Source organism: Bacillus sp. FJAT-49711, assembly GCF_018343715.1.
Taxonomy (GTDB): Bacteria; Bacillota; Bacilli; order Bacillales; family Bacillaceae_C; genus Lederbergia.
In genome coordinates this window covers 1-22,279 of the sequence record NZ_JAGYPL010000004.1, presented here as the reverse complement: position 1 = coordinate 22,279, position 22,279 = coordinate 1, and the positions used below count along the sequence as shown (strand labels likewise).

Annotated in this window: 27 protein-coding genes and 1 rRNA gene; 18 read left to right on the top strand and 10 right to left on the bottom strand. The window is 37.8% G+C overall.

The annotated features are described in order from the left end of the window. Positions 1-351 carry a DoxX family protein gene (locus tag KHA96_RS17790; protein ID WP_213130691.1) on the bottom strand — a complete coding sequence of 117 codons (351 nt, stop codon included), beginning with the start codon at positions 349-351 and terminating at the stop codon, positions 1-3. Positions 352-450: 99 nt separating this feature from the next. Here KHA96_RS17790 and KHA96_RS17785 point away from each other — a divergent pair, with 99 nt between their 5' ends. From KHA96_RS17785 to KHA96_RS17765, 5 genes are all read left to right on the top strand, one after another. Beyond that, on the top strand, positions 451-1,332 hold the full coding sequence (locus KHA96_RS17785) for a GNAT family N-acetyltransferase (RefSeq protein WP_213130690.1): 882 nt from the start codon (positions 451-453) through the stop codon (positions 1,330-1,332). 214 nt (positions 1,333-1,546) lie between these two features. Beyond that, positions 1,547-2,053, top strand: coding sequence for a DoxX family protein (locus KHA96_RS17780; RefSeq protein ID WP_213130689.1), 507 nt, complete (start codon positions 1,547-1,549; stop codon positions 2,051-2,053). 115 nt (positions 2,054-2,168) lie between these two features. Then, on the top strand, positions 2,169-2,675 hold the full coding sequence (locus tag KHA96_RS17775) for a DoxX family membrane protein (RefSeq protein WP_249315724.1): 507 nt from the start codon (positions 2,169-2,171) through the stop codon (positions 2,673-2,675). A gap of 119 nt (positions 2,676-2,794) precedes the next feature. Continuing rightward, positions 2,795-3,412, top strand: coding sequence for an NUDIX hydrolase (locus tag KHA96_RS17770; RefSeq protein WP_213130688.1), 618 nt, complete (start codon positions 2,795-2,797; stop codon positions 3,410-3,412). Between the two features lie 79 nt (positions 3,413-3,491). Further along, positions 3,492-4,301 carry an MBL fold metallo-hydrolase gene (locus tag KHA96_RS17765; RefSeq protein WP_213130687.1) on the top strand — a complete coding sequence of 270 codons (810 nt, stop codon included), beginning with the start codon at positions 3,492-3,494 and terminating at the stop codon, positions 4,299-4,301. A gap of 53 nt (positions 4,302-4,354) precedes the next feature. Here KHA96_RS17765 and KHA96_RS17760 read toward each other — a convergent pair whose 3' ends face one another. Continuing rightward, positions 4,355-4,534: a YfhD family protein gene (locus KHA96_RS17760; protein ID WP_213130686.1), complete on the bottom strand. Its 180-nt coding sequence runs from the start codon at positions 4,532-4,534 to the stop codon at positions 4,355-4,357. Positions 4,535-4,572: 38 nt separating this feature from the next. Continuing rightward, positions 4,573-4,692: a YfhE family protein gene (locus KHA96_RS17755; protein ID WP_213130685.1), complete on the bottom strand. Its 120-nt coding sequence runs from the start codon at positions 4,690-4,692 to the stop codon at positions 4,573-4,575. Positions 4,693-4,799: 107 nt separating this feature from the next. Here KHA96_RS17755 and recX point away from each other — a divergent pair, with 107 nt between their 5' ends. Beyond that, positions 4,800-5,591: a recombination regulator RecX gene (gene recX, locus KHA96_RS17750; protein ID WP_213130684.1), complete on the top strand. Its 792-nt coding sequence runs from the start codon at positions 4,800-4,802 to the stop codon at positions 5,589-5,591. Between the two features lie 451 nt (positions 5,592-6,042). Then, positions 6,043-6,357 carry a YfhH family protein gene (locus tag KHA96_RS17745; protein WP_213130683.1) on the top strand — a complete coding sequence of 105 codons (315 nt, stop codon included), beginning with the start codon at positions 6,043-6,045 and terminating at the stop codon, positions 6,355-6,357. Between the two features lie 168 nt (positions 6,358-6,525). Here the strand turns inward: KHA96_RS17745 and KHA96_RS17740 are convergent, their stop codons facing one another. The 3 genes from KHA96_RS17740 to KHA96_RS17730 form a co-directional block, all read right to left on the bottom strand. Continuing rightward, positions 6,526-6,687, bottom strand: coding sequence for a YpzG family protein (locus KHA96_RS17740; protein ID WP_213130682.1), 162 nt, complete (start codon positions 6,685-6,687; stop codon positions 6,526-6,528). Between the two features lie 35 nt (positions 6,688-6,722). Then, positions 6,723-6,890: a small, acid-soluble spore protein K gene (locus KHA96_RS17735; protein WP_213131076.1), complete on the bottom strand. Its 168-nt coding sequence runs from the start codon at positions 6,888-6,890 to the stop codon at positions 6,723-6,725. A 116-nt stretch (positions 6,891-7,006) separates the two neighbouring features. After that, positions 7,007-7,987, bottom strand: coding sequence for a metal-dependent hydrolase (locus KHA96_RS17730; RefSeq protein ID WP_213130681.1), 981 nt, complete (start codon positions 7,985-7,987; stop codon positions 7,007-7,009). Positions 7,988-8,125: 138 nt separating this feature from the next. Here KHA96_RS17730 and mutY point away from each other — a divergent pair, with 138 nt between their 5' ends. From mutY to KHA96_RS17705, 5 genes are all read left to right on the top strand, one after another. Then, entirely contained in the window at positions 8,126-9,229 is a 1,104-nt protein-coding gene (gene mutY / locus KHA96_RS17725) for an A/G-specific adenine glycosylase (protein ID WP_213130680.1), read from the top strand. A 62-nt stretch (positions 9,230-9,291) separates the two neighbouring features. Continuing rightward, positions 9,292-10,041, top strand: coding sequence for an enoyl-[acyl-carrier-protein] reductase FabL (fabL, locus tag KHA96_RS17720; protein ID WP_213130679.1), 750 nt, complete (start codon positions 9,292-9,294; stop codon positions 10,039-10,041). Positions 10,042-10,239: 198 nt separating this feature from the next. Continuing rightward, a complete protein-coding gene (locus KHA96_RS17715) occupies positions 10,240-10,428 on the top strand; it encodes a gamma-type small acid-soluble spore protein (RefSeq protein ID WP_213130678.1) in 189 nt (62 codons plus the stop codon). 382 nt (positions 10,429-10,810) lie between these two features. Further along, entirely contained in the window at positions 10,811-11,341 is a 531-nt protein-coding gene (gene ntdP, locus KHA96_RS17710; RefSeq protein ID WP_213130677.1) for a nucleoside tri-diphosphate phosphatase, read from the top strand. Between the two features lie 246 nt (positions 11,342-11,587). Continuing rightward, positions 11,588-13,336, top strand: a complete 1,749-nt coding sequence (locus KHA96_RS17705) for an ABC transporter ATP-binding protein (RefSeq protein ID WP_283248473.1) — start codon at positions 11,588-11,590, stop codon at positions 13,334-13,336. A gap of 36 nt (positions 13,337-13,372) precedes the next feature. Here KHA96_RS17705 and KHA96_RS17700 read toward each other — a convergent pair whose 3' ends face one another. Together KHA96_RS17700 and KHA96_RS17695 are read right to left on the bottom strand one after the other, a co-directional pair. After that, a complete protein-coding gene (locus tag KHA96_RS17700; RefSeq protein ID WP_213130676.1) occupies positions 13,373-14,422 on the bottom strand; it encodes an FUSC family protein in 1,050 nt (349 codons plus the stop codon). A gap of 175 nt (positions 14,423-14,597) precedes the next feature. After that, positions 14,598-15,878, bottom strand: coding sequence for a glutamate-1-semialdehyde 2,1-aminomutase (locus KHA96_RS17695; RefSeq protein WP_213130675.1), 1,281 nt, complete (start codon positions 15,876-15,878; stop codon positions 14,598-14,600). A 180-nt stretch (positions 15,879-16,058) separates the two neighbouring features. Between KHA96_RS17695 and KHA96_RS17690 the strand changes: the two genes are divergently transcribed. From KHA96_RS17690 to perR, 4 genes are all read left to right on the top strand, one after another. Next, entirely contained in the window at positions 16,059-16,430 is a 372-nt protein-coding gene (locus KHA96_RS17690; protein ID WP_249315722.1) for a potassium channel family protein, read from the top strand. 53 nt (positions 16,431-16,483) lie between these two features. Then, positions 16,484-16,957, top strand: a complete 474-nt coding sequence (gene bcp, locus KHA96_RS17685; RefSeq protein WP_213130674.1) for a thioredoxin-dependent thiol peroxidase — start codon at positions 16,484-16,486, stop codon at positions 16,955-16,957. A gap of 333 nt (positions 16,958-17,290) precedes the next feature. Then, entirely contained in the window at positions 17,291-17,836 is a 546-nt protein-coding gene (locus tag KHA96_RS17680; RefSeq protein WP_213130673.1) for a cob(I)yrinic acid a,c-diamide adenosyltransferase, read from the top strand. Positions 17,837-17,927: 91 nt separating this feature from the next. Continuing rightward, positions 17,928-18,368 (top strand): peroxide-responsive transcriptional repressor PerR, encoded by a 441-nt coding sequence (perR, locus tag KHA96_RS17675; protein ID WP_249315721.1) that lies wholly within the window; start codon positions 17,928-17,930, stop codon positions 18,366-18,368. Positions 18,369-18,435: 67 nt separating this feature from the next. Here perR and KHA96_RS17670 read toward each other — a convergent pair whose 3' ends face one another. Beyond that, positions 18,436-19,059: a YesL family protein gene (locus KHA96_RS17670; RefSeq protein ID WP_213130671.1), complete on the bottom strand. Its 624-nt coding sequence runs from the start codon at positions 19,057-19,059 to the stop codon at positions 18,436-18,438. A 40-nt stretch (positions 19,060-19,099) separates the two neighbouring features. Next, positions 19,100-19,459, bottom strand: a complete 360-nt coding sequence (locus KHA96_RS17665) for a YgzB family protein (protein ID WP_213130670.1) — start codon at positions 19,457-19,459, stop codon at positions 19,100-19,102. Between the two features lie 137 nt (positions 19,460-19,596). Here KHA96_RS17665 and KHA96_RS17660 point away from each other — a divergent pair, with 137 nt between their 5' ends. Together KHA96_RS17660 and KHA96_RS17655 are read left to right on the top strand one after the other, a co-directional pair. Then, the gene (locus KHA96_RS17660; RefSeq protein ID WP_213131073.1) at positions 19,597-20,463 is read left to right on the top strand and encodes a nucleotidyltransferase-like protein; all 867 of its coding nucleotides are present in this window, start codon (positions 19,597-19,599) and stop codon (positions 20,461-20,463) included. Between the two features lie 256 nt (positions 20,464-20,719). Continuing rightward, positions 20,720-22,268: ribosomal RNA gene (locus KHA96_RS17655) — 16S ribosomal RNA — on the top strand. The last annotated feature ends 11 nt before the right edge of the window (positions 22,269-22,279 follow it).

The window sequence follows — 22,279 nt, the reverse complement described above, 5'->3', positions numbered from 1 at the left end:
CTACTTCCATTTATACAACACCCACAGCAAAACCAACATTACAATATCTAATCTAGCATTAAAAGCAAATGGCATGAATCCCATATTTAAAGAAGGAACTTTTGTTAATAAAAGTGCGGCAATCATGATTCCAATCAAAGGAATGACAGCATGATGAACCATTTTATTCGCTAAAATAAGGATGCCGCAAACAATTTCAATAATGGCGACCGCATACATTATGTAAAGTGGAAATGGCAGTCCTAAATTAATAAATGTACTTCCAAGATCTTCATTTACGAGTTTCATTAAACCAGATATGATAAAAACATAGGCTACTGCATATCGAATTAATTTGTGAGATGTTAGCATTTTTTACCCCTCCTGAAGGTTATATATCTCCACATTAAGACTGTATGCAAGAGTTAGGACAAACCTGACTGAAAATAAATATTTTTAAGGATGAAAAAAATGAATGTAAGTATAAAACGATATCCTTTTCTTGGGAATGAAAAGATTTTAATTGAATATTGGGCGAATCATATTTCTGATTGGAAAATGGATGAAAAAAGCATTTTACTTTTTTCAAAAGATGCAGCAGAACATTTATGGCTTTATATTGCCTATAAAGATGGCGAATGTTGTGGGGTTCTTGTTAATGAAGAAGGGGAATCAAGTGCATTATGGTTATTTCATACGGTGAAGAAATATCGCAATAATGGAATTGGGGGAATGCTTTTTGACAAGGCCTTTAAAAATGTAGGCCATAAGTGGGTAGCTGGACATGGTTCAGGATATTGGTGGCAAGGGGTTCCATCAGGATGCGGTGATCAATTTCTTGAGAAAAGAGGCTTTCAATGGTCGTGGACAAGTATTGATATGGCGATGAGCTTGAATGGTTGGCAGAAGTCTGAACCAAAACCTCCCATTATTATAGGAAAACTTATGCCTCATGAAAGCAATGACTTTATTAGTTTACTTAAAAGTGAAGACGAGTTATCTGGGTGGACCGAATATTACACAAACATGATAGACGACTCAGCTTTTAATCACATTATTGTTGCGCGTTTTAATCAGATGATTGTAGGATGTGCAATGGTATTAACTGAAGAAGACATTAGATGGAGGGACATGATTAAGGGGAAAGTTGGGGGAGTGGGCTGCCTGGGAGTGATGAAAAAATATAGGCAGCATGGAATAGGCGCTTCATTAGTTTATGCAGTCAATGAGGAATTAAAAAATCAAGGATATACTCATTCATATATTGGTTATACATGGCTAGAAGAATGGTATGGAAAAATGGGATATGTAGTTTTTAACCGTCAGAGAATGGGATATATAGAGTGGAAATAAAGCTAATTTCCCCTTTATGGCAATTTAGTGACAATGCAAGAAAAGGGATTGTGTAAATGAAAAATGCGTTGTATATTAAGAGTGTAAAGAAAATGTGAAAAACTTCACAAGAAGAAAACATATAATCAATCAGCTGATTAAAGAACTAAATTTTTTTATAAAAGTATGTGAATGGTTTCACATTAATTCTAAAAAATTTCAAGGAGTGAGAAAGATGAAAAAGTGGTATGAAAATCGTTTTGTTGCAATCGTTTGGGCAGCATTAAGAATTTGGCTAGGGGTACAATGGATAGAAGCAGGATGGCATAAGTTAGGTGCATTTGATGCAGGTGGATTCTTACAAGGAGCCATTGCAAAAGCAGGTGGAGAATTTCCAGCAGTTCAAGGTTGGTACGCAGACTTTTTACAAAATGTAGCACTTCCAAACGTTAAAATTTTCAACGTTCTTATCCCTTGGGGAGAAATTCTAGTTGGTTTAGGACTTATCGTTGGAGCATTAACATTGCCAGCACTAATTGCCGGAGCATTCATGAACTTGAACTTCCTACTCGCAGGTACGATCAGCACTAACCCAATATTATTGGCACTAGCTGTTATCCTTCTCTTCGTCATCAAAGGCACAAGATATTATGGAATTGATCACTTATTAACAAAAGAAAATATTAATAAATTTAAAGACAATAACTTCTTCAAAAAAATTCGAGGTGCAGCAGCACACTAAGAAGGATAGAAATGGAAGGATATAATAAATCTTTCCTAATCAAAAACTTAATTTTTTTAATAAAATGTGTGAAAAATTTCACAAGTCTTTTACAAAATCTTTAGGAGTGAGAACAATGAAAAGATGGTATGAAAATCGTTTTGTCGCAATCGTTTGGGCAGCGTTAAGAATTTGGTTAGGAGTACAATGGTTGGAAGCAGGATGGCATAAGCTAGGAGCGTTTGATGCAGGTGGATTCTTACAAGGAGCTATTGCAAAAGCAGGTGGAGAATTTCCAGCAGTTCAAGGTTGGTACGCAGATTTTTTACAAAATGCAGCATTGCCAAACGTAAAAATTATTAACGTCTTGATTCCTATGGGAGAAATTCTAGTTGGTTTAGGACTTATCGTTGGAGCACTAACATTACCAGCATTAGTCGCAGGAGCATTCATGAACTTGAACTTCCTACTTGCCGGTACGATCAGCACTAACCCAATATTACTAGCATTAGCAGTCATTCTTCTCTTCGTCATAAAAGGAACAAAATTTTATGGAATTGACCACTTCCTTACAAAAGAAACTTATACTAAGTTTAAAAATACAAACTTCTTTAAAAAAATTCGCGGGGCAGCTGCACATTAAGTAAAATAAAATCAGGAGGGCGCTAAATAGCTCTCCTGTTTTTTTATGCGAGGAGAATTACTAGTTGTGTTATGATGAATGCATATAATGAATAAACTTGGCTGTAAAGGATGTTATTAATGAATAATCAATGGCTCGACTGGGCTAAAAGAATACAAGCATTAGCCCAAGCAGGATTAGAATTTTCAAAAGATATATATGACATCGAACGTTTTGAAGAATTGCGTAATATTAGTGCCGAAATTATGTCCGTACATACCGATTTAGAAATGGATAAAATCAAAGAATTATTTACGAATGAAACAGGTTATCAAACTCCAAAAGTTGATATTCGCGGAGCGGTTTTTAAAGATGAAAAAATTCTTATGGTAAGAGAAAATTATGATGATAAATGGGCACTGCCAGGCGGTTTTTGTGACATCGGTTTCTCTCCAACTGAAAATATCGTAAAAGAGATAAAGGAAGAATCCGGTTTTGATGTCCGTGTTGTAAGGCTACTTGCTCTGTTAGATTCTAATCATCATCCCCATCCGCCACAACCATATCATTATTATAAAATATTTATCCAATGTGAAATCATAGGTGGAGAAGCAAGTATTGGTATGGAAACGAATGATGTCCAATTTTTTTCAGAGAATGATTTACCGCCACTGTCATTAAATAGAAATACAGAATCACAGATTAACATGTTGTTTGAATTTCTAAGAGATCCTCATAAACAAGTTATTTTAGATTAATATGCCTTTATAAAAGCCGGCTTATGGGCTTTTACAATCGAAACAAACTATCTGCTATTAATTTTAAGGAGATGAGTAAATGAAGGTTCAACTTTTAGGTACGGCTGCGGCAGAAGGATACCCTGCAATCTTTTGTAAATGTGATGCATGTATGAGAGCAAGGAAATTGGGAGGAAAGGATATTCGTAGCAGGACCTCTGCCATTATTGACGATGAACTAAAGATTGATTTTCCGCCTGATACTTTTCATCATGTCCTTACAAACAATTTAGACTTGGGAAGTATTCAACATCTTCTTTTTACTCATTCACACCACGATCATTTTGACCCCTACGATTTAACAATGAGATCACCAGTTTTTGCCCACGAAATTGATTATCCTTTAAATATTTATGGAAATGATGTTGTCATTTATAAATGTAAAGAAGTGATCCAATTTTCAAAAGAAGCTTTTAGATTTAGTCGAATTGCACCATTTATCACTTTTGCAATAGGAAATTTTCAAGTGACACCATTGCTTGCTGACCATGATAAAGATGAGACATGCTTTATTTTTTATATTGAAAAAGGAAATAAGAGCATGTTATATGGTCATGATACAGGTTGGTTCCCAGCGCAGACTTGGGCATGGCTTGAAGATAAGAAATTGGACTTTGTATTATTGGATTGTACACACGGATTAATTCCCGGGAGAAGAAACCATCTGGATATTGATGCAGTGAAAGAAATTAAGGACATTTTTAGTGCGAAGGGGATTATAGATGACACATCAAAAGTGATTGCCACGCATTTTTCACATAATACAAAGCTATCACACGCCGAACTAATAAGTCTTTTAAGGCCATTTGGGATTGATGTGGGGTATGACGGGATGATTGTAAATGTGTGATAAGTTTTTTATCGGGAGAGAGACAGAACAAACTGTCCCTCCCGATGTTGTTTTTATTTACGTTTTGCTCTCTTATCCGCAGCTTTTGACCTTTCCTGAGCAACCTTATCATTGTGGTCAGCAAGCTCTTCTGAAAATTCCACGTCGAGTCCATCAGACTTCATGTTTTGTGGAACTTGTGGCAATTTTTGCTTATTTTTATCTCGAGCACTGCGTCTGTCGTCACGTCCCATGTAATTTATCCTCCTATAATGGTTATGTATGATTTGTTTTATTTTCGCTCATTAGTGTATCCGCCAGCTTTATCCGCTCGCTTAAACTCTCTACTATAGAGTACTTCCTGCGTTGTCGATAATGTACTTTTCGTATTCAGTTCTTTTCGTTTACTCATGCCACTCACCTCCTCCCTTAATGTTTTGCCCATTCACTGCTTAAACATACAGAGAAGATATTATGATAAAATGACATTAATAAGTGTTTATAAGAGGATGATGTAAAATGCCGATCATCACGAAAATTACTACGCAAAAAAATAGTCCGGATCGATATAATATTTATTTAGATGAAAAGTTTGCATTTGGAGTCGACGAGGAAGTCCTGATTCGCTACCATTTAGCAAAGGGGAAGGAATTATCTGAGTTTGACATAACTCAAATTCAATATGAAGATGAAATCCGGAAAGCATTGAATGCTGCAATTAACTTTTTATCATATAGGATGAGATCAGAAGAGGAAATCCGTCAGCATCTAAAGAAAAAAGAATGGGAAGATCCCGTCATTCAAGCCGTATTACTGACATTAGTCGATCGGAATTATGTGGACGATTTGGAATTTGCTGCTGCCTATGTACGAACTCAAGTAAATGGGGGAAAAAAAGGTCCATTAAACATTAGGCAGGAATTAAGACAAAAAGGAATAAAAGATTCTTTTATTGAACAGTCAATGGATGAATATAGTAGTGAGAAACAAATTGAGCATGCCATCCAGTTAGGAGATAAAATTGCTAGACAAAATAACAATCTTTCGGAAACATTTCTTAAACAAAAGATTGAACAATTTTTACTGACAAAAGGTTTCCCATTTAACATTATTTCTATTGCTATAGATGAAATTGATTATGAAAAAGACGATGATGATGAGTGGAACGCCTTACAAATACAAGGGGAAAAAGCCCATCGGCGATACAAAAAGTTCACCGGCTTCGAATATAAGCAAAAAATGAAACAGGCATTATATCGTAAGGGTTTTGCGATAGAGTTAATAGAACGTTACTTGAATGACAATGAATAGGACTCTAATGTAATTATGAGAATTATTTTTACATTTCCATTGGGCATTTGGTCACGAAAAAGCATTGGAAAAGAAAAAAAGCATACTGCCCAATCGTGCCCTTGTTCCGGAAAAAGTCATCGGAAAGGTCACGAATACAGCTTAATCGTGCCCTTATTCCTGAAAAAGTCATCAGAAAGGTCACGAATACAGCTTAATCGTGCCCTTGTTCCTGAAAAAGTCATCGGAAAGGTCACGAATACAGCTTAATCGTGCCCTTGTTCCTGAAAAAGTCATCAGAAAAGTCATGAATACAGTTTAAACGTGCCTATAGCCACTAAATAATTGGTCGTCGTATCCATGGAGCGATTCGAAATCCCATCTTATAAGAGAAAGTACCCGATATATCCAGTGAAACACTTAAATTTGCTTAAACACTAGCCTACAACATTGATACAAGGTGGTTACGGAAATGGAAAAAGAAAAAAGATTTAGTCAAATGACGGAATCAGAGCTTAAACAAGAGATTGCCCATTTAAAAGAGAAGGCTCGGAAAGCTGAGCAATTAGGGATTGTAAATGAGTTTGCTGTGATGGAAAGGAAAGCAGTTATGGCTCAAGCGTATTTACTGGATCCAGCCAATTTTAAGCCTGGCGAAATATACGCAGTTGAAGGGGCTCCGGGTACATACTTCAAAATTGATTACTTAAAAGGTGTTTTTGCATGGGGTTATCGATTAAATGGCACAGGCAAGGAAGAGGCACTTCCGATTTCCTTATTAAAATAGCGGGTGAGCATCTTCTTGTTTAAAAAAGGATGCAAGGCGACATAATACCCTTCACCTTATTAAAATATAGGATCCAAAGAGATGCGTTCACCTTTCTATTATTTAAGATGGGGGCACAAAAGAAAAAAGGCCAGCGAGAGAAATGCTCCCGCCGGCCACGTATGACTGTTATCTTTTTTGGTACTGGACAACCATATTCTCAAGGATAATTTGCGATTGAGATTGTTCTGTTTGTCCATTAACTTGGTTGAACATTCTTTTTGGATTATAATGGGCACGATTAAATTGACTTAGTTGTCTATTTAAGTGAGAATTCTCATTGTTATTCATGATTATCCCCCTTCAATGTAGTCCCATTATGGGATTTAGCTTGGGTCTTCATCTTCTCGAGCACCGGAAGCACGCATTCTACCTTGAGGATTTGTATTCGTTGTGCCATTTGCACGTTTGGAAGCAAATTCCGGTTTTGCACGTGGTTCTCCCTCGAATTTGTTATCGTTTTTGTAAGGGAAATCTTTAGCTTTGTTACGCACCATATTGGAAGCCTCCTTTACAAAGCGAGATAAACTGTCCCGCCTTTATATTATGGTTTCTATATGCTGAAATTATTTAGGGGAAAATGAAAAACTCCATGCAGCTTTACATGGAGTTAATCTATCACGATATTTAATTTTTTCCTTAATTTTTCTTCACTATAAATCCAACCGGTGTATGAAGCAATGATGTCTAAATTATGATCAAGCTGAACGATCGCTACGAAAGGGTAATGCCCATTGCTTCGATAACGTAAATCGATATATCGGACTTCGTAATAGCGGTCAAATTCTCCAATTTCCCAACGATAGACGGGGGAAAAGGACAAAAATGCAGAAATATTTTTATCTTTACTGGCAGCTTGAATGATAGGGGAATCGGGAACTGGTATTCGTTTAAATTTATCAAAAATCGTAATCGAGCGTTTAAACGCACGACCTACATAAAAGCAGTCTTTTGATGTGATCGCGAGCCGCCATTGATTGAAGCTCATCGTTGGTGCAATAATGATTTCCTCTGCGTCAGGTATTGTTTTTAATAATGCCGATCGAACCGTCCTTTGCATGATAAATCGCAGGAGATAATAAAGAATGATCACGATATACATGCTTAAAAAGGTATATCCTGGAGGTGCTCCAAATATCCAAAGGATAATGCCAAGGACGTGAATACTGAAAATAATCGGATCAAATGTATTAATTATGCCGAACGCCACCCATTTGGCGGAAAATGGTCTCAGTGCTTGCGTTCCGTAGGCATTAAATATGTCTACAAATACATGCAGGAAAACAGCAATGAAGGACCATATCCATAAATGAAGCATATTGGCTTCTGGGAAAAATAGGCTGACAAATGCGGTCACGACTATCGGCCAAAGTAAAACAGCAGGTATCGAGTGTGTGACCCCTCTATGATTTCGTAAATAAACCGCATTATTGCGTAATTTTAAAAAAGTATCGATATCAGGTATTTGAGATCCAATAATAGCAGCAACAAGTACACTGTGACTATTGACTGTGCTTTCAGCCACTACTGGATCAAGCGTGGCAAGTCCGCCTATCGCGATTCCCATAACGACGTGAGTAGCTGTATCCAATCTAAATCCTCCTCGGGAAGGGATGGCTGTAATTAGTATATTTACCATCATATTTTATAAAAATTTAATTTGCAATTGAACGGGATTATATTAGTTATTCCCTAAAATTCTTATTGATTAACATTAAGGTGATATGAAATGAATGATCAAATACAACACAATTTAAAAGAATTGGAAATAGATAAATTTCAAAAGGATTTAGTACATTGGTTTATTCGTGAACAACGTGATCTCCCGTGGAGAAAAGATTCCGATCCCTACAAGGTTTGGGTTTCGGAAATCATGCTTCAGCAAACGAGAGTTGACACCGTTATTCCTTATTATGAACGATTTCTCAAAAAGTTTCCTACTATTGAGGCATTTGCTAATGCTGACGATGAATCCGTACTAAAAATTTGGGAAGGACTCGGATATTATTCACGCGTACGAAATTTACATACAGCTGTAAAAGAGGTTGTCACTCAATACGGTGGAAAGGTTCCTAATACGTTAAAAGAAATATCAACATTAAAGGGTGTCGGCCCATATACGGCTGGAGCGATATTGAGCATAGCATATGGTGTACCGGAACCTGCTGTAGACGGCAATGTTATGCGGGTCCTATCAAGAATTTTGCTTATTTATAATGATATAGCCAAACCATCAACACGCAAAATTTTCGAAGAAGCAGTCAGAGAAATAATTGATCGTAAATATCCATCATATTTTAATCAAGCAATGATGGAGCTTGGAGCACTAATATGCACCCCAACTTCTCCCTCTTGTTTATTATGCCCAGTCCGGGAACATTGCCAAGCTTTTTCAGCGGGAGTCGAAAAAGATCTACCTGTAAAAACACGAAAAAAATCAACGAAACATGTAGATTTGCTTGCAGCTGTTTTAAAAACAAATAATGGTAAATATTTAATTCGCAAGCGCCCTGGTAAAGGATTGCTCGCGAATTTATGGGAATTTCCAACTGTGGAGGATGGGAACTTTTCTCCGATGAGGACAACATTGTCAGCATATATAAAAGATGAATTAAAATTGGAAGCTCAGCTTGAAACGGGAATATTTACTAAGGTGGATCATGTTTTCTCACATTTAACTTGGGCAATTAATGTTTATGCTGGAAGCATTTCAGATGATATTGTGGATGCTGGCAATTATCTTCTCGTTACTCAAGAAGAATTAGAGGAATATGCATTTCCGGTTTCCTATCAAACAATATGGAAAACATATAAGGAAAAATATAATCTGTAAAATTGTTCAATCTTCATCATAAAGGTAAAATAAACATATTGAATTTGAAAGGTGGATTTTTAATGAGTAATAAAGTGGCACTTGTAACGGGAAGCAGCAGGGGAGTAGGAAAAGCTGCCGCCATTGCATTGGCAAAGGCAGGATACGATATTGTAGTCAATTATGCCCGAAGCAAAAAAGCTGCTCTTGAAACGGTTGAGGAAATTGAGAAGCTTGGTAGAAAGGCATTTCTTGCCCGTGCTAATGTCGGGGATGTTGATAAAATAAAGAACATGTTTGCGGAAATTGAGAATGAATTTGGGCGACTTGATGTCCTTATTAATAATGCGGCTTCCGGAGTATTAAGACCCGCAATGGAGCTCGAAGAATCGCATTGGGATTGGACGATGAACATTAACAGCAAGGCATTGTTATTTTGTGCTCAAGAAGCAGCAAAGCTTATGGAACGAAATGGCGGAGGGAAAATTGTCAGTTTAAGCTCTCTCGGTTCTATCCGCTACTTGGAAAATTATACAACGGTTGGTGTATCCAAAGCAGCAGTTGAAGCTCTAACCCGTTATTTGGCTGTAGAATTATCTGCGAAAAATATTGTTGTGAATGCTGTTTCTGGTGGTGCCATTGATACAGACGCGCTTAAGCATTTTCCGAATCGTGAAGAATTGCTTGAAGATGCAAGAAAACATACGCCTGCTGGACGAATGGTTGAAATTGATGACATAGTAAAATCAATTATGTTCCTCGTTTCCGAGGATGCTTCCATGATTAGAGGTCAGACAATAATTGTAGATGGTGGACGCTCCATTTTAGTTTAAAATGGGTGATTCTCGAATTCGCATCCAGAATTAATTCTCAATGAAAGTTTGTGAAGCTCAAGTTTAATCGGGAATATTGTGCTAATTCCCGATTAAACTTATCGAATATTCATTTCGTCAATAACCAAAAAATTAATTTATTTTTTTGGATAACAATCTCTCCCTCTGGTTACATTAACAAACGTGGAGGTGAGAAAAATGAAAAAAGCACAACAATCTGGAACTAATGTTCAAAAAGTAAGACAACAAAATGCACAATCAGCTACTGGACAGGGTAATTTTGGTACTGAGTTTGGAAGCGAAACTGATGCTCAACAAGTAAAAAAACAAAATCAACAAGCAGAAGCTAATAAAGCTAAAAACTCAGGTAACTACGGTCAACAGTAATGAAATAATAAGGATCTAACTTTCTTATGGCGAAGGTTAGATCCTTATTTTTTTATGTGCCGAAACTCATTTGTTTTAAAAATGACTAAAGAACGTTATAATAATACAAAGTCATAAAAAGGTGTTCGGTTTACCGTTTGTGTCTAGCTCCAGCGCTTAGAACCGTCGTCAATAAATGGATAAGAGTGACTTCTTTTGACTCGAAACATTTGTTTGTCGGAGGACCCGCAGGATGAGGTTCAGGAAAGTGTTGCGACGTATAAGGTTATAGTGCAGGCGAAGTAAAGTAAGTCGTTGTCAGAGCCCGCAATAGAGACGTTGCGATATAAACCTTCTTTATCCTTGAGGCGCTTGCGCTTTTCTAAAGAAAGTAGGGGAAAAGATGGGTACTCCCATTGAAGGCGATAATATACAAATCCATAGTTATAAGCATAATGGACATATACACCGGATTTGGGATGAAACGAAAATTTTAAAAGCAACAAAGCATCTCGTTATCGGTGCAAATGATCGTACTTTAGTGACGGAATCAGATGGCAGAACGTGGATTACAAGGGAGCCTGCAATTTGTTATTTCCACACAGATATCTGGTTTAATATCATTGCGATGATTCGGGAAGATGGCATCTATTACTATTGCAACCTTGGTTCTCCGTATGTGTATGATCATGAAGCTTTAAAATATATAGATTATGATTTAGATGTAAAAGTTTACCCCGATATGACGTTTACTCTTCTTGATGAAGATGAATATGAATACCATAGAATGCAAATGGGATATCCAGATGTAATTGATCATATTTTAAAACGGAATGTAGATAAATTAGTACGGTGGATTAGACAACGAAAAGGTCCGTTTTCACCGGATTTTATTGATACGTGGTACGATCGCTATTTGATGTATCGCAGCTAATGGCCTGTTGATCCATGTCAACAGGTTTTATTTAAAGTAAAGAAAGTATAAAATTTTACACATCTTAATTTAAAGAAGTCTATCTAGCTTCAGGCGCCCAACGACTAGCAAACTTTCAGCTTCTTCCTACGATAAGTCAACATCGGCTTGTTCCTCGCCGTGTTTCCTTTATCTCGTCAGAAGCTTAAAAAGTTTGTACGTCGCTGAACGGGCGCCTTGCGCTTTTCTGTTAGGAGGAATTTTGATTTGGGCATCATCAAAAGATACATGCATTTTGTAAAGCCGTATAAATGGAAAATTGTAGGAACGTTGATAATCGGGATCATTAAATTTGCCATACCTCTTTTAATCCCAATATTAATGAAATATGTCATTGATGATGTGATCGGCGCAAAAGAATTATCGGCGGATGAAAAAACATCAAAGTTACTGATGACAATGGGTGCCATGCTTTTATTATTTGTAGTAGTAAGACCGCCAGTTGAATACTACCGCCAATATTTTGCACAATGGACAGCAAGTAAAATCTTATATGATATTCGCGATAAGATGTTTACACATATACAAAAATTAAGCTTTAGATTTTATTCAAATACTCGTGCTGGTGAAGTAATATCCAGAATAATTAATGATGTAGAGCAAACGAAGGATTTTGTCATCACTGGTTTGATGAATTTATGGCTTGATGTCGCGACTGTTATCATAGCGATTGCTATTATGATAACGCTCGATGTACCACTCACGATCGTATCATTAGCTGTATTTCCGCTATATATGTTTTCAGTTCGCTATTTTTTCGGCAACTTGCGAAAACTTACACGCGCTCGTTCACAAGCTCTGGCAGAGGTCCAAAGCTATCTACATGAACGTGTTGCAGGAATGTCAATCATTAAAAGCTTTGCAATCGAAGATCATGAGCAAAAACAATTCGATAAAAATAATGCAAATTTCCTTGATAAAGCATTGACTCATACGAGCTGGACCGCGAAGGCTTTCTCTGTCGTCAATACAATTACGGACCTTGCACCTCTAATTGTCATTACGTATGCAGGCTACCAAGTTATTCACGGAAATCTTTCCATTGGTACATTAGTTGCATTTATGGGGTATGTGGAAAGGTTGTACAATCCACTGAGACGTCTAGTAAATTCTTCGACAACTCTTACACAATCGATTGCGTCTATGGACCGTGTATTTGATTTAATAGATGAGAAGTACGATATCGATGATGCTCCGGACGCCGTTGAACTTAAAAATGTAGTAGGAAACATTAAGTTAGAAAATGTAACTTTTGCTTATGACGAAAAAGATGAACCGGTTTTACGAAACATCAACCTTGATGTAAAAGCAGGGGAAACGATCGCATTTGTTGGTATGAGCGGGGGAGGGAAATCTTCTCTTGTTAGTCTTATCCCTAGATTTTATGATGTAAGTGCTGGCCGAGTACTATTAGATGGTATCGATATTCGAAATTTTAAAGTTCGTAGTCTCCGCGATAAAATTGGCATGGTTCTTCAAGATAATATTTTATTTAGTGATTCTGTTAAGTCAAATATTCTACTTGGAAAACCTGATGGAACGGATGAAGAGGTACGTATAGCCGCAGATGCAGCAAATGCCCATGATTTCATTATGGACTTGCCATACGGCTACGACACTAAAGTAGGTGAGCGCGGGGTGAAGCTATCTGGTGGACAGAAACAACGGGTAGCGATCGCAAGGGTCTTTTTGAAAAACCCGCCAATCCTCATCTTAGACGAAGCTACATCGGCACTGGACCTAGAAAGTGAGCACCTCATCCAAGGGGCAATAGAGAAACTTGCCAAAGATAGAACTACATTAATTATCGCTCATCGACTCTCAACAATCACCCATGCAGATAGGATTGTCTTAATTGATCATGGTGAAATTGCAGAAGTTGGAACACATGAAGAATTAATGGAAAAGCAAGGAAAGTATCATCAGCTTTTCCAAGTTCAACAATTAGATAATTAAAGATTAATAGGAAAGCTCTGAGGGATTTGAACTGCCTCAGAGCTTTTTATGATGTTTCTTTTGATATATCCGAATTACTCTATCCAAATGCTCAAGCTGTTCCTCATATTCAACAATTGCAGAAAGAATATGCATTAAATGGAATGGTTGAAATTCATCTTCCACTTCATTATTTTTAATTTCTTTTAAAAATGCATTCATCAACTGTTCTCTATTAAAAATATTCTCATTGAACAGCTCAAATTCTTGAGGGACTCGCCCAATGAATTTTTGCAGCAGCTGTTCATGATAACTTAATAAATAATCTAGTTTTTCACGCGTGCTATTTTGTAAAGCGCTAGGGAGTTCATACAAAATATTTTTATAACGGTGTTGAAGCTTCAAGAGATCAAAGCTTTTTTGATTAACTTGGATCATCTGTCTATAGACAACGAGCTTGCGAGCATTAGAATACTCGCTTTTCTTAAAATATCTGCGCTCTTCTTTATACATTGAATATAATTGATTATTGCCGCCAATACGTTCCTTTAGTGTACCAAGCTCTTTTTTTAACAGTTGATCTTCAGAAGCGAATCTTGTTGAAAGCCGCATCCATTTTATAATATCCTCTGAAACATCCGAAATTCCTTGAAAAAGCTTCGTTTCATATTTCGGCGGTAGAAAAACAAGATTGACTGCAAAAGAAGACAAGATGCCTAGTAAAATGGTAGACGAACGAATCGCAGAAAATTGAAGAAAGTCTTCAGTAGGAGCTGACATAACGGCAATTATAGTTACAAGTGCAAGGCGAATCGCATTCTCCAATTTTAGTTTCACCATAATGATGATGGCAAGGATAGCCGCAAAGCCAATAATTAAAAAATGATTTCCAAACGTTAATACAAAAATAATGGCAAGGATTGCTCCAATAATATTACCTTGTATTTGTTCTAATACGGTTAAATAGGAGCGGTATATAGTCGGTTGTATAGCGAAAATTGCTGCAATACCGGCAAATACAGGCGACGGTATATGGAGAAGCTCTGCAACATAAAGCGCCAATATTATGGCTATCCCCGTTTTTAACATGCGGGCACCAAGCTTCATGGTTTAAAATTCCTTTCTTTATTTCTATTTCATATATCAATGTCGGGCCCGGCGCCTATCGACTAGCAAACTTCTTGTCTTTTTTCCTACGATAAGTAGAAGGACGAAGAAGGAACATCGACGGACCCACATCATGTGGGTCTGTATGTCGAATAAGCGAGGCGCCTGCGCTTTTCTAATTAAAAGCATTTTCAACTGCTTTTATTGTTTCAACAATGTCTTCTTCAGAATGAGCAGTTGTAATAAACCAAGCTTCGTATTTTGAAGGTGCTAAGTTAATGCCTTGATTCAGCATATTTTTGAAAAACGATGCAAATAATGTTCCGTCTGTCGCTTCGGCTTGTTCGTAGTTTATCACTTTTTCTTTCGTAAAATATATAGTTAATGCTCCTTTTAAGCGGTTAATTGTAATCGGAGCATTATATTTTTTTGCAGCTTCTACTATCCCGTCTTCCAACATCGCCCCTAATTTATCAAGACGTTCATAAATTCCCGGTTCCTGAAGAACTTCAAGACAAGCGATACCTGAAAGCATAGATGCGGGATTACCAGCCATTGTTCCTGCTTGGTATGCGGGGCCGAGAGGGGCTACCTTTTCCATAATTTCTTTGCGGCCACCGTACGCACCTATTGGAAGTCCGCCGCCAATAATTTTTCCAAGCACTGTTAAGTCAGGTGTTATTCCAAGTAAATTTTGAGCTCCACCATACATAAAACGAAATGCTGTAATGACTTCGTCAAATATGAGAAGTGCTCCTTTTGCGTGAGTCATGTCCTTTACTTTTTCAAGATAACCGGGAAGTGGTTCAACAATTCCAAAATTACCTACGATCGGCTCAGCTAAAACTGCTGCAATTTCACTTCCCCATTTATTCATGGCATCTTCAAATGCGACGATGTCATTAAAAGGAACCGTAATGACTTCCTTTGCAATGCTCTCAGGGACACCGGCAGAATCGGGCATGCCAAGCTGGGATGGACCGGATCCAGCAGCGACTAATACTAAGTCTGAATGCCCATGGTAACATCCGGCAAATTTTAATATTTTGTCTCTCCCTGTATATGCTCTTGCGACACGAATGGTTGTCATGACGGCTTCCGTCCCTGAATTGACGAAACGCACCTTATCAAGTGAAGGGATGGCTTCTTTAATCATTTTAGCAAATTTTATTTCATGCGGAGTTGGAGTACCGTATAATACACCTGTTTCAGCTGCCTTCTTAATGGCTTCGGTAATATGGGGGTGTGCATGTCCGGTAATAATTGGGCCATAAGCTGCCAAATAATCAATATAGCGATTTCCGTCAACATCGTATAAATAAGCACCTTTTGCCTTTTCCATCGCTACTGGAGAACCACCGCCAACGGCTTTATATGACCTGGAGGGGCTATTAACTCCTCCGACAATATGCTCTAATGCTTCTTTATGCATTTCTTCAGAATGTGAAAATTTCAAAACTAGTCTCTCCTTATAATATCAGCTTCTATTCATTGTAGTCGTTCAACGAATTCTGTGCAATTATTGGCAAGCTAGGTCTATGTACAATCTACTTTACGTAAAATAAATGGACAAGAAATAAAGAGGTGATTTCTTATTTGGTACATCATCTTTTTTGCAGTCATTATTTGTATTCTTATGGCACTAAGAATATTGTTTTTGCCTGATCGATTTAAATTCAAACAAGTGTCTTTTGAAAACTTTGTCTTCCTTGGCTGCACGTATGCGATTATTATGATTGGCTTCGGGCTCCTTTTTTTATTGCTTGAACTGAAAGGAATGACAATCATTATTGATTCAGCTAATATTCCATATAAAAGTTGGAATGAGCGTCTTGCCACTTCATTGTATTTAAGCGCCATTACACTTTTTTCTGTTGGATATGGAGACGTTGTTCCGGTTGGTTTAGGACGTTTGCTTGTCATGGTTGAGGCTCTTCTAGGATATACAATCCCCGCTGCATTTGTTGTGCGTTCTTTTATTGAATATGAGCCTCGAAGCCGGAAATAAATGCAGCTATCTGATACGCTAGTTATAATAAGTATGGATGGGAGGCAATCATCATGACAAATTATATAAACAAAAAAGCTCCTGAATTTACATTGCCTGCAAGTAACGGAAAACAAATATCACTTGCAGATTTTTATGAAAAAAAACATGTAGTTCTTTATTTCTATCCAAAGGATATGACGCCAGGATGTACGACACAGGCTTGTGATTTTAGAGATTTCCATAAAGACTTTGCTGAATTAGATGTCGTCATATTAGGGGTTAGCCCAGATCCACAGGCTAAGCACGGGAAGTTTATTGACAAATATAATTTGCCATTTCTATTGCTTGTTGATGAAAATCATGAAGCAGCTGAAAAATATGAAGTATGGAAGTTAAAATCAATGTTTGGTAAAGAATATATGGGAATTGAGCGCTCGACCTTTATTATTAATAAAGAAGGCATTCTTGTGAAGGAATGGAGAAAAGTAAAAGTGAATGGACATGTTGAGGAGGCGCTTCAGTTTGTGAAAGAGAAGCTGTCATAAAGGCTTTTAACTTCACAACTGATATTTAAACTAGGAAAAAAGCTGCTAGTTTATTTAGAACAGCTAAACTTCCTATAAGCCGGCTCGGCTCTTGGCTTACAAAATTGGCTTCATAAAAAAATAATGCCTATTTCTTTCAGTTCTTGGCTGTTGTCCATTCTAAAAGTGACTGCCTGCATATTGTATATTAGGGCATACCTCCTCAATAGGAAAAAAATATTGTGGGCTGTTCATAACAGCCCAATTTTTTTTGCGTAAGAATCATAATTGAGAATTAAATCTCTGTTAATGATAATATATATACATAAACTTGAGTGTTATGGAGGGACTGCTTTGAAGATATATACTAAAACAGGAGATAAGGGAACAACTTCATTAGTTTATGGGGAGAGGGTGTCTAAAAACGATATACGGGTGGAAGCTTATGGAACATGTGATGAGGCAAATTCCATGATAGGACTAGCTTTAAGTCACTTAACGGATATTAAAAATGATGATATAAAAGAAATGCATTCATTTTTACATAAAGTCCAAACAACTCTTTTTCATGTTGGGGCTGAATTATCTACACCAGCTGGAAAAAAAGTGAAATGGGTGCTGCAGGCAACGGATATTGAAGAATTGGAAAAAACAATTGATCTATTAGAGGGAGATATACCTCCTTTAAGCAATTTTATCCTTCCGGGTGGACATCCAGCAGGAGCCGTTCTTCATGTAGCAAGAACGATTACCCGAAGGGCCGAGAGAATTACTGTCTCAATTGACAATGTTAATCCTTTAGTACTTTCATACTTGAATCGACTTTCGGATTTCTTGTTTGTAGCTGCTCGATTTATTAATCATAAGTTGGGTATGGTAGAATTAAAGCTCCATGAATAATGGGAAATCATTGACAAAGAAACCAATTTATTAGTACACTCTTTATAAGAATTACTATTAGATAATGAATTTTATTTTAGAAAAGAGGTGCATGGCGGTGTCAGACATTCAATTAAAAGAAGCGATCCATACATTGAAAGAGACGGGAGTCCGGATTACACCTCAACGTCATGCGATTTTGGAATATTTGATTCAGTCAATGTCGCATCCAACAGCAGATGACATATATAAATCGCTTGAAGATAAATTTCCAAACATGAGCGTGGCTACTGTCTACAATAACCTGCGTGTATTTCGCGAAGCCGGATTAGTAAAAGAACTTACTTATGGGGATGCTTCCAGCCGGTTTGATTTTGTTACTTCAGATCATTATCATATTATTTGCGAAAATTGCGGTAAAATAGTTGATTTCCATTATCCTGGACTAGATGAGGTAGAACACCTTGCTTCTCACGTCACTGGCTTTAAAGTCGGCCATCATCGTATGGAGATTTATGGTATATGCCCTGAATGTGATAAAGGAAGTCATTAAAAAACATAATCATTAGTAAAAGCAAGCAACCAAAATAAGGTTGCTTGCTTTTTTATAGAGTATAGCTTTATTCAGTTTCTACTTTATTTCGCCCTGCAGCCAAATCCTCTTCTTTCCGAAATCTGCTGTAGCAAATAGTAAAAATAAGATACGCAGTAAAACTGAAAATAATCAAAAAGAACACAGGAATAAGAAATAGCAGCGAGACCATAGTTAATAAAATTAATACACATAGAACAGTTGAAAGAATATACCTAACTGAAAAGAAAAATGAATTTTTAATAACATGCCATAAAGAAAGTCGATAATGGACCATCATTGGGAATACATAAATCAATGTGAATGTGACGATTAATCCTAGTAAAAACAAAGAAGCAAATAAAAAACTATGTAACTTTGGATTGAAAGTGTTAACTAGCATAAAATCAACATAAAAAATACCGGCAAAAACAAAGAAAATGATCCCGATAATAAAACTCTGCTTGAAATTTTCTTTGAAAAAACGGAAAAAAGGAATTAAGATAGCAGTATCTTTTTTCATTACCCATTGCCTAATGACTGCTACCATTGCAGCTGTAGCTGGAAAAATTGTAACGATTGGCAGGCACATCGTAAACCACAGAATATTTAATAAGAAGAAAAAAGATAAAACTTCAAGTATGTTATATAGTCTACTATTTAATATGTTCATTTATCTCACCAATAATATAGATTATTTGAACTGAAATTACTTAATCTTTTTCGATTCTTTTTTTATTATAATTTTCATCAAATTCTTTTCCTTCGAGGTTAGGATCAACTGTTAAAGGTTCGCGGCAATGCATGCACATATCAACGCGCCCCAATATTTTTGTAGGTTTTCCACAGTTTGGACAAACGACTTGTAGAGCTTTAGTGGATAGCATCCCTATCCAAAAGTAAACAAGTGTACTTGCTATTATTGATAAAAGTCCTAAAAGCATAAAAATAGTCATAATAACAACGTGATTTTTGAAGAATATCCCTAAATACATAATGATAAATCCAATAAATACTAGGGACAATGCGAATGTACGTATTTTATTAATTTTACTTGAATATTTTTTACCCATCTATAACCCTCCTGAAAATAAACTATATCATAATCGGCTAAAAACATCTTGTAATATTAAGGCGATTAATTGAACATGCAGGAAATCACTAAATCACTGTCGAAATGAAAAAGGAAAATGTTTTGGAGGTATTGAAAATGGAAGACATCCTTAGACCGATATACCAGGAAAGAGCAAGCCAAGATAACACTTTAGGTATCATAAAAATTGAAAAAAAGCATAAAGCGGCTACCTTAACCGATACTTTTGATGTCATTTTATTGATGATTGTTAAGGAACAAGATCAACCAGTCTACAATAAACATTACCAATATGAAGATAAAAAGGCTGCTTTACATATTGTTACCGAACAACAGCTTAATGAGTGGCTGCTACTTGGTTCTAATCGTAAAATTGTTGAATGGTTATATGAAGGGAAAATTTTATTCGATAGAAATGATTATATGGAAAATTTAAGAATTGAACTTGAAGAATTTCCTTTCTATGGAAGAAAAATTAAAATTGGTTTAGAATTTGCAAAATTAATACGGAGATATATGGATGGGAAAGCTTTTTTTGAAACAGGACAATATTTAGATGCTTTCAACCACATCGTCCATTCTTTACACCATTTAGGCAGGCTTTCAATTATTGAAAATGGCTTTCACCCAGAACTTACAGTTTGGAATCAAGTAAAGCAAATTGAACCGGAGATATTCAAATTGTACGAAGAGTTGATCAAAAGCGAGGAGCCAATTGAAAAAAGATTAGAGCTTTTATTTCTTGCTAGTGAATTTTTATTATTTTCAAGAACATCAGATGGAGCTGCTCATTTGCTGGAAGTAATGGGAAGTCAAGATCTATGGAACGTAGATGAAATATCTAAACATCCTGAAATCATTCATTATGGAGTAGACTTTGGCCTTCTTCTTGAGTATTTAATTGAAAAGGACTTTATCCAAGTAGTTGAAGTAGAAACAAAAGGTCATGGATTATTTCATAGATGTTATCGAATAAGAGTATAGTTTTTTTCTTTTTAATTTTTATCAATTTTTCTATTGACGAGATTAAATAATCTTGTTATAGTAATAAACGTCGCTGCTGAGACGTAAGAAACTTATCGAAATGCGGCGAAAAAATAATGATTGACTTTCGAATTGTAAGATGATAATATTAAAAGGTCGCTGTCAGAAAGCGACCGAGTTTGATCTTTGAAAACTGAACGAAACAAAACGTCAAAAGTAATTTTTGCAAGACCAGCTAATGAGCTAAATCAACTACTTATATGAGAGTTTGATCCTGGCTCAGGACGAACGCTGGCGGCGTGCCTAATACATGCAAGTCGAGCGGATCTTTAGGAGCTTGCTCCTAAAGATTAGCGGCGGACGGGTGAGTAACACGTGGGCAACCTGCCTGTAAGACTGGGATAACTTCGGGAAACCGGAGCTAATACCGGATAACTTCTTTCCCTGCATGGGGAAAGGTTGAAAGACGGTTATGCTGTCACTTACAGATGGGCCCGCGGCGCATTAGCTAGTTGGTGAGGTAACGGCTCACCAAGGCAACGATGCGTAGCCGACCTGAGAGGGTGATCGGCCACACTGGGACTGAGACACGGCCCAGACTCCTACGGGAGGCAGCAGTAGGGAATCTTCCGCAATGGACGAAAGTCTGACGGAGCAACGCCGCGTGAGTGAAGAAGGTTTTCGGATCGTAAAACTCTGTTATCAGGGAAGAACAAGTACCGTGTAACTAACGGTACCGTGACGGTACCTGACCAGAAAGCCACGGCTAACTACGTGCCAGCAGCCGCGGTAATACGTAGGTGGCAAGCGTTGTCCGGAATTATTGGGCGTAAAGCGCGCGCAGGCGGTTTCTTAAGTCTGATGTGAAATCTCGCGGCTCAACCGTGAGCGGTCATTGGAAACTGGGAAACTTGAGTGCAGAAGAGAAGAGCGGAATTCCACGTGTAGCGGTGAAATGCGTAGAGATGTGGAGGAACACCAGTGGCGAAGGCGGCTCTTTGGTCTGTAACTGACGCTGAGGCGCGAAAGCGTGGGGAGCGAACAGGATTAGATACCCTGGTAGTCCACGCCGTAAACGATGAGTGCTAAGTGTTAGAGGGTTTCCGCCCTTTAGTGCTGCAGCAAACGCATTAAGCACTCCGCCTGGGGAGTACGGCCGCAAGGCTGAAACTCAAAGGAATTGACGGGGGCCCGCACAAGCGGTGGAGCATGTGGTTTAATTCGAAGCAACGCGAAGAACCTTACCAGGTCTTGACATCCCGCTGACCGGCCTAGAGATAGGCCTTCCCCTTCGGGGGCAGCGGTGACAGGTGGTGCATGGTTGTCGTCAGCTCGTGTCGTGAGATGTTGGGTTAAGTCCCGCAACGAGCGCAACCCTTGATCTTAGTTGCCAGCATTTAGTTGGGCACTCTAAGGTGACTGCCGGTGACAAACCGGAGGAAGGTGGGGATGACGTCAAATCATCATGCCCCTTATGACCTGGGCTACACACGTGCTACAATGGATGGTACAAAGGGCTGCAAGACCGCGAGGTTTAGCCAATCCCATAAAACCATTCTCAGTTCGGATTGCAGGCTGCAACTCGCCTGCATGAAGCCGGAATCGCTAGTAATCGCGGATCAGCATGCCGCGGTGAATACGTTCCCGGGCCTTGTACACACCGCCCGTCACACCACGAGAGTTTGTAACACCCGAAGTCGGTGGGGTAACCCTCTGGGAGCCAGCCGCCGAAGGTGGGACAGATGATTGGGGTGAAGTCGTAACAAGGTAGCCGTATCGGAAGGTGCGGCTGGATCACCTCCTTTCTAAGGAATCT

Bases quoted from the DNA above. Each gene is read 5' to 3' on its own strand.
- KHA96_RS17790 (WP_213130691.1), bottom strand. From the start codon at position 351: ATGCTAACATCTCACAAATTAATTCGATATGCAGTAGCCTATGTTTTT.
- KHA96_RS17785 (WP_213130690.1), top strand. From the start codon at position 451: ATGAATGTAAGTATAAAACGATATCCTTTTCTTGGGAATGAAAAGATT.
- KHA96_RS17780 (WP_213130689.1), top strand. From the start codon at position 1,547: ATGAAAAAGTGGTATGAAAATCGTTTTGTTGCAATCGTTTGGGCAGCA.
- KHA96_RS17775 (WP_249315724.1), top strand. From the start codon at position 2,169: ATGAAAAGATGGTATGAAAATCGTTTTGTCGCAATCGTTTGGGCAGCG.
- KHA96_RS17770 (WP_213130688.1), top strand. From the start codon at position 2,795: ATGAATAATCAATGGCTCGACTGGGCTAAAAGAATACAAGCATTAGCC.
- KHA96_RS17765 (WP_213130687.1), top strand. From the start codon at position 3,492: ATGAAGGTTCAACTTTTAGGTACGGCTGCGGCAGAAGGATACCCTGCA.
- KHA96_RS17760 (WP_213130686.1), bottom strand. From the start codon at position 4,534: ATGGGACGTGACGACAGACGCAGTGCTCGAGATAAAAATAAGCAAAAA.
- KHA96_RS17755 (WP_213130685.1), bottom strand. From the start codon at position 4,692: ATGAGTAAACGAAAAGAACTGAATACGAAAAGTACATTATCGACAACG.
- recX (WP_213130684.1), top strand. From the start codon at position 4,800: ATGCCGATCATCACGAAAATTACTACGCAAAAAAATAGTCCGGATCGA.
- KHA96_RS17745 (WP_213130683.1), top strand. From the start codon at position 6,043: ATGGAAAAAGAAAAAAGATTTAGTCAAATGACGGAATCAGAGCTTAAA.
- KHA96_RS17740 (WP_213130682.1), bottom strand. From the start codon at position 6,687: ATGAATAACAATGAGAATTCTCACTTAAATAGACAACTAAGTCAATTT.
- mutY (WP_213130680.1), top strand. From the start codon at position 8,126: ATGAATGATCAAATACAACACAATTTAAAAGAATTGGAAATAGATAAA.
- fabL (WP_213130679.1), top strand. From the start codon at position 9,292: ATGAGTAATAAAGTGGCACTTGTAACGGGAAGCAGCAGGGGAGTAGGA.
- KHA96_RS17715 (WP_213130678.1), top strand. From the start codon at position 10,240: ATGAAAAAAGCACAACAATCTGGAACTAATGTTCAAAAAGTAAGACAA.
- ntdP (WP_213130677.1), top strand. From the start codon at position 10,811: ATGGGTACTCCCATTGAAGGCGATAATATACAAATCCATAGTTATAAG.
- KHA96_RS17700 (WP_213130676.1), bottom strand. From the start codon at position 14,422: ATGAAGCTTGGTGCCCGCATGTTAAAAACGGGGATAGCCATAATATTG.
- KHA96_RS17690 (WP_249315722.1), top strand. From the start codon at position 16,059: ATGGCACTAAGAATATTGTTTTTGCCTGATCGATTTAAATTCAAACAA.
- bcp (WP_213130674.1), top strand. From the start codon at position 16,484: ATGACAAATTATATAAACAAAAAAGCTCCTGAATTTACATTGCCTGCA.
- perR (WP_249315721.1), top strand. From the start codon at position 17,928: ATGGCGGTGTCAGACATTCAATTAAAAGAAGCGATCCATACATTGAAA.
- KHA96_RS17670 (WP_213130671.1), bottom strand. From the start codon at position 19,059: ATGAACATATTAAATAGTAGACTATATAACATACTTGAAGTTTTATCT.
- KHA96_RS17665 (WP_213130670.1), bottom strand. From the start codon at position 19,459: ATGGGTAAAAAATATTCAAGTAAAATTAATAAAATACGTACATTCGCA.
- KHA96_RS17660 (WP_213131073.1), top strand. From the start codon at position 19,597: ATGGAAGACATCCTTAGACCGATATACCAGGAAAGAGCAAGCCAAGAT.